Origin of the sequence: Actibacterium naphthalenivorans, from assembly GCF_014196965.1 — a bacterium.
Taxonomy (GTDB): domain Bacteria; phylum Pseudomonadota; class Alphaproteobacteria; order Rhodobacterales; family Rhodobacteraceae; genus Actibacterium_A; species Actibacterium_A naphthalenivorans.
Genome location: NZ_JACIEQ010000033.1, coordinates 1 through 3,860 on the forward strand (window position 1 = coordinate 1; position 3,860 = coordinate 3,860).

Here is a 3,860-nt window from a genome sequence, read left to right on the forward strand (position 1 = left end):
GGCGCGGTGGTGCCGAGGGCAGCGGTCAACATCTCCTGCGGTGTCACCGGGTTGGAGACGAGGAAGCGTGCGCGGAGGGCCGCTGCCCCTTCCTCACTGAGCGTGCGCCCGATCATCGCGGTCGCCCCATCGGGCGTGACCCGGTAGATGCGCTCATTGGTGGTCGGGATGTCCTTCCAGATCGGCAACAGCAGCCCCGTCAGCAGGTAGAGCTTGGTCGTGGTGGTTTTCGGCAGGGACGCAGCCTCTTCATCCCAAAGCCGTACGAACTCAGGCTTGCCGATCTCTTCCCAGGCCGAGGACTCGAACCGTGCCTCTTCGAAATAGCTCGACCCGTTTGGCCGCACCGCCTTGCGCATCAGCGTCACGATATCCTCGTCATACATCTGCATGGGGCGCGCCGAGATGAGCGCCGCGCGACCGGAGGCGCGATTGACCATGGGCAGCTTGTCCGGATTGCGCGATATGGCCTCTTCGGCGTCAAGGACATGCACCGGATCCGTGACCTCGAGCCCGATGATCCGCGTCACCGCGCCGGATTTCGGGCAGGTCCAGAGATCCTCGGTGGAGACCTGTTCGATCTTTTCGCCACGCAGGGTTTCCACGCCGAGATCGAGCGTGCCTGCCGCGCGCGCCCGTTCCGTCTGATCAGCGATCCGGCGCATGAACTCGGCAAAGAGCGCATTCTGCATGTGGATGGGCAGGGCCAGAACCCGGTTCAGAAACCGCTGGATCGGCGGAAGCTCCTCAAGGAGCACCCCGTCCTTGTCGATCAGCCGCAGGGCCGTCCAGTCGGTGAAGCTCTCGTAGCTCATCGCCTCAGCGCGCCCGGCGGCAAGATCGGCGAAATACCCACGCAGTGCCGCCCGCGCGATCGGGCTTTCGAGATTGTCCTCCTCGCGGAACATGCCTTGCGAGCCGGTCTCGCGCTGACCCTTGGTCAAGGCCCCTAGCTGGTCGAGGCGCTTGGCAATCGTCGAGGTGAAACGCTTCTCGCCATGCACATCCGAGGTGCAGACCCGGAAGAAGGGCGCGCTGACCTGCGCCGAGCGATGCGTGCGGCCCAGCCCCTGGATGGCCGCATCGGCGCGCCAGCCGGGCTCCAGCAGGTAGTGCCGCCGCCGTTTCTGGTTCTTCGCCGTTTGCGCCGCGTGATAGGACCGGCCCGTCCCGCCCGCATCGGAGAAGATCAGGATATCCTTCTCACCATCCATAAAGGCTTGGGTCTCGGACGAATTGCTACTGGCGCTGCGCTTCTCGATGAAGAGATGGCCATCCTCGGCCTTGAGGGGCCGGATGGACCGCCCCGTGACCTCTGCGACGGCCTCGTCGCCAAAAGCCCAGAGGATCTGATCGAGCGCCGAGGGGATCGGGGCGAGCGTCATCAACTCCATCATGGCCGCATCGCGCAGGGCGAGCGCCTCGCGCGAGACAACCAGCGCGCCGGTCTCATCCCGCAAGGGTTCCGCCACCATATTGCCGTCGATCTCGACCAGCTTTTGCGCATGAATCGGGAAGGCCTGTTCGAGATAGCCCAGGACGTAGTCGCGCGGCGTTAGCGCACCCTCGACGAGTTCATCCTCCGGGTCCATCGTCTCAAGTCTGCGTTTCAGCAGGCTCTCACCTGTCGAGACCACCTGAATGACGCAAGCGTTGCCTGCCGCGAGATCGTCCTCGATGGCGCGGATGATGGTCGGGGCTTTCATGCCCATCAGGAGATGGTTGAAGAAGCGCTGTTTCGTGCTCTCGAAGCGGGACTTGGCCGAGGCGCGTGCGGCCGAGGCATTAGTCTCCCCCGAGGCATCGTTGACGCCGGTCGCTGTCAGCGCGGCCTCGAGATTGTGGTGGATCGTACGAAACGCGCCCGCGTAGGCGTCGTAGACCTCGATCTGGGCCGGGGTGAGCGCGTGTTCGAGCACGTCATACTCCACGCCATCAAAGCTGAGGGCGCGGGCGGTATAGAGGCCGAGCGTTTTGAGATCACGGGCGACCACCTCCATGGCGGCAACGCCGCCAGCTTCCATCGCCGACACGAAACTCTCGCGGCTCGGGAAAGGGTATTCGGGGCCTTGCCCCCAGAGCCCTAGCCGCGCGGCATAGGCCAGGTTGTGCACGCTCGTGGCACCCGTGGCCGAGATGTAGAAGACGCGAGCGCGGGGTGCTGCCAGTTGCAGCCGCAGGCCAGCAAGTCCCTGCTGGGAGGGTTTGACCCCCCTGCCCTGCTCGGACCCGGCCGCGTTCTGCATGGCATGGGCCTCATCAAAGGCCAGTACGCCTTCAAAGTCTTCGCCCATCCAGTCGAGGATCTGGCTCAGTCGCGTGGTGCCGCATTTGCCCGCGGACCGCAGCGTGGCGTAGGTGACGAAGAGGATACCGTCACCCATAGGGACGGGCTGGTCCGGTTTCCATTTGGAGAGCGGCTGGATGTCGGCTGGCGAGCCGCCGAGATCGGTCCAGTCGCGGATGGCGTCCTCGATGAGCGTGGCGGATTTGGAGACCCAGATCGCCTTCCTGCGCCCGGAAAGCCAGTTGACAAGGATGAGCCCTGCGCATTCGCGTCCCTTGCCGCAACCGGTGCCGTCGCCGAGAAAGTAACCAAGGCGATAGGCCCGTGCATCCGGGTCATCATCGACGCGCGTCAGCTTGGTCTGGTCGTCATCGATGGTAAACCGACCGGGCAGGTCGCGCCCATGGGCGTCATGCGCCATGATGATGGTTTCCAGCTGCGCCTCGGAGAGATGTCCCTCCTCGATCAACCGTGCGGGCAGGCGCAAGTCATCACTGCCCGTGTTTGAGGGCATGGGCGGGGCAACCGAGGCCATGGCGATGCTCTCGACGAGCGGCGTGGGATGTTCTTGCGCACCCGCGATCTCGATCCGCTGCGGACGGTAGCGCGCATAGATGTCCGAGATGGGCGTGTTGTCGCGCGGGATATCGAGGCTCTTGAAAGTGAGCGGGACAACGGCATTGGCCCGAGATTTGGAGGCGGCGACAGGCGCAGCAGCGGTCTTGCGCGGGGCAGATGATGGAACGATCGGTCGCGCATGAGGGATCGCTTCAGCCCGTTGGACGGGGCGCATCTCGGGCCGGGTCGCGGCAACTGCGTCGACAAAAGGAAGGGCTTCATCCAAGTCCCGGACACTGGCGCGGATCATTTCGCCGTCCTCCTGCACCTTGTCGAAGACCATCAGCTGGGTTTCGACAGAGGTGCCGAGCTTGCGATAGACCTGTCCCGGCATCGTCAGCGCCAATCGCGGCGTCAGGAGACCGCAGGCGCGGGACCAATGCGCGGCATCGCGTTCGGGCGTGAATCCCGGCGGCATGATCGCCACCAGCCGCCCGCCGGGTGCCAGGCGCTTTGCAGCCGCGATGAGATGCTTGGCGGCGATGTGCTTGTCTCGGGAGCGATCGACCGAGGAGGCGAAGGGCGGGTTCATCACCACGACCTCGGGTAGAACCGGCGTCTGCAGCAGATCATCGATATGCTCGCCGTCATGGCCTGTGACCTCGCCGCCGAAAACCGCGCGCAGGAGGCGCTGGCGAAAGGGGTCGATCTCGTTGAGCAGAAGCGTGGCACCGGCCCGGGCGGCGAAAGCAGCCAGGGCACCGGTGCCAGCCGAGGGCTCCAGAACGGTCTCGCCCTTGCGGATCGCCGCGGCCCGCAAAACCAGCGCCGCGAATGGCAGCGGCGTGGAAAACTGCTGTAGCCGGATCTGCTGCTCTGACCGGCGGGTTTCCGTAAGGAGACGTGAGGCGAGGAGTTTTGCGTTGGCGATGTCTGCTGTGGCACCGGCCCCACGCAGAAACACCTGGATGGCCGCTGCCTGCATCATGTCATAGGCCATGCGCCAGTCCCAGGC

General features: G+C 65.0%; 1 protein-coding gene. It reads right to left on the bottom strand.

What is annotated here, in order from left to right; translation table 11 throughout:
• Positions 1 to 3,860 (bottom strand): strawberry notch family protein (locus tag GGR17_RS20035; protein ID WP_183314828.1); only part of this gene is annotated, 3,860 nt, incomplete at both ends.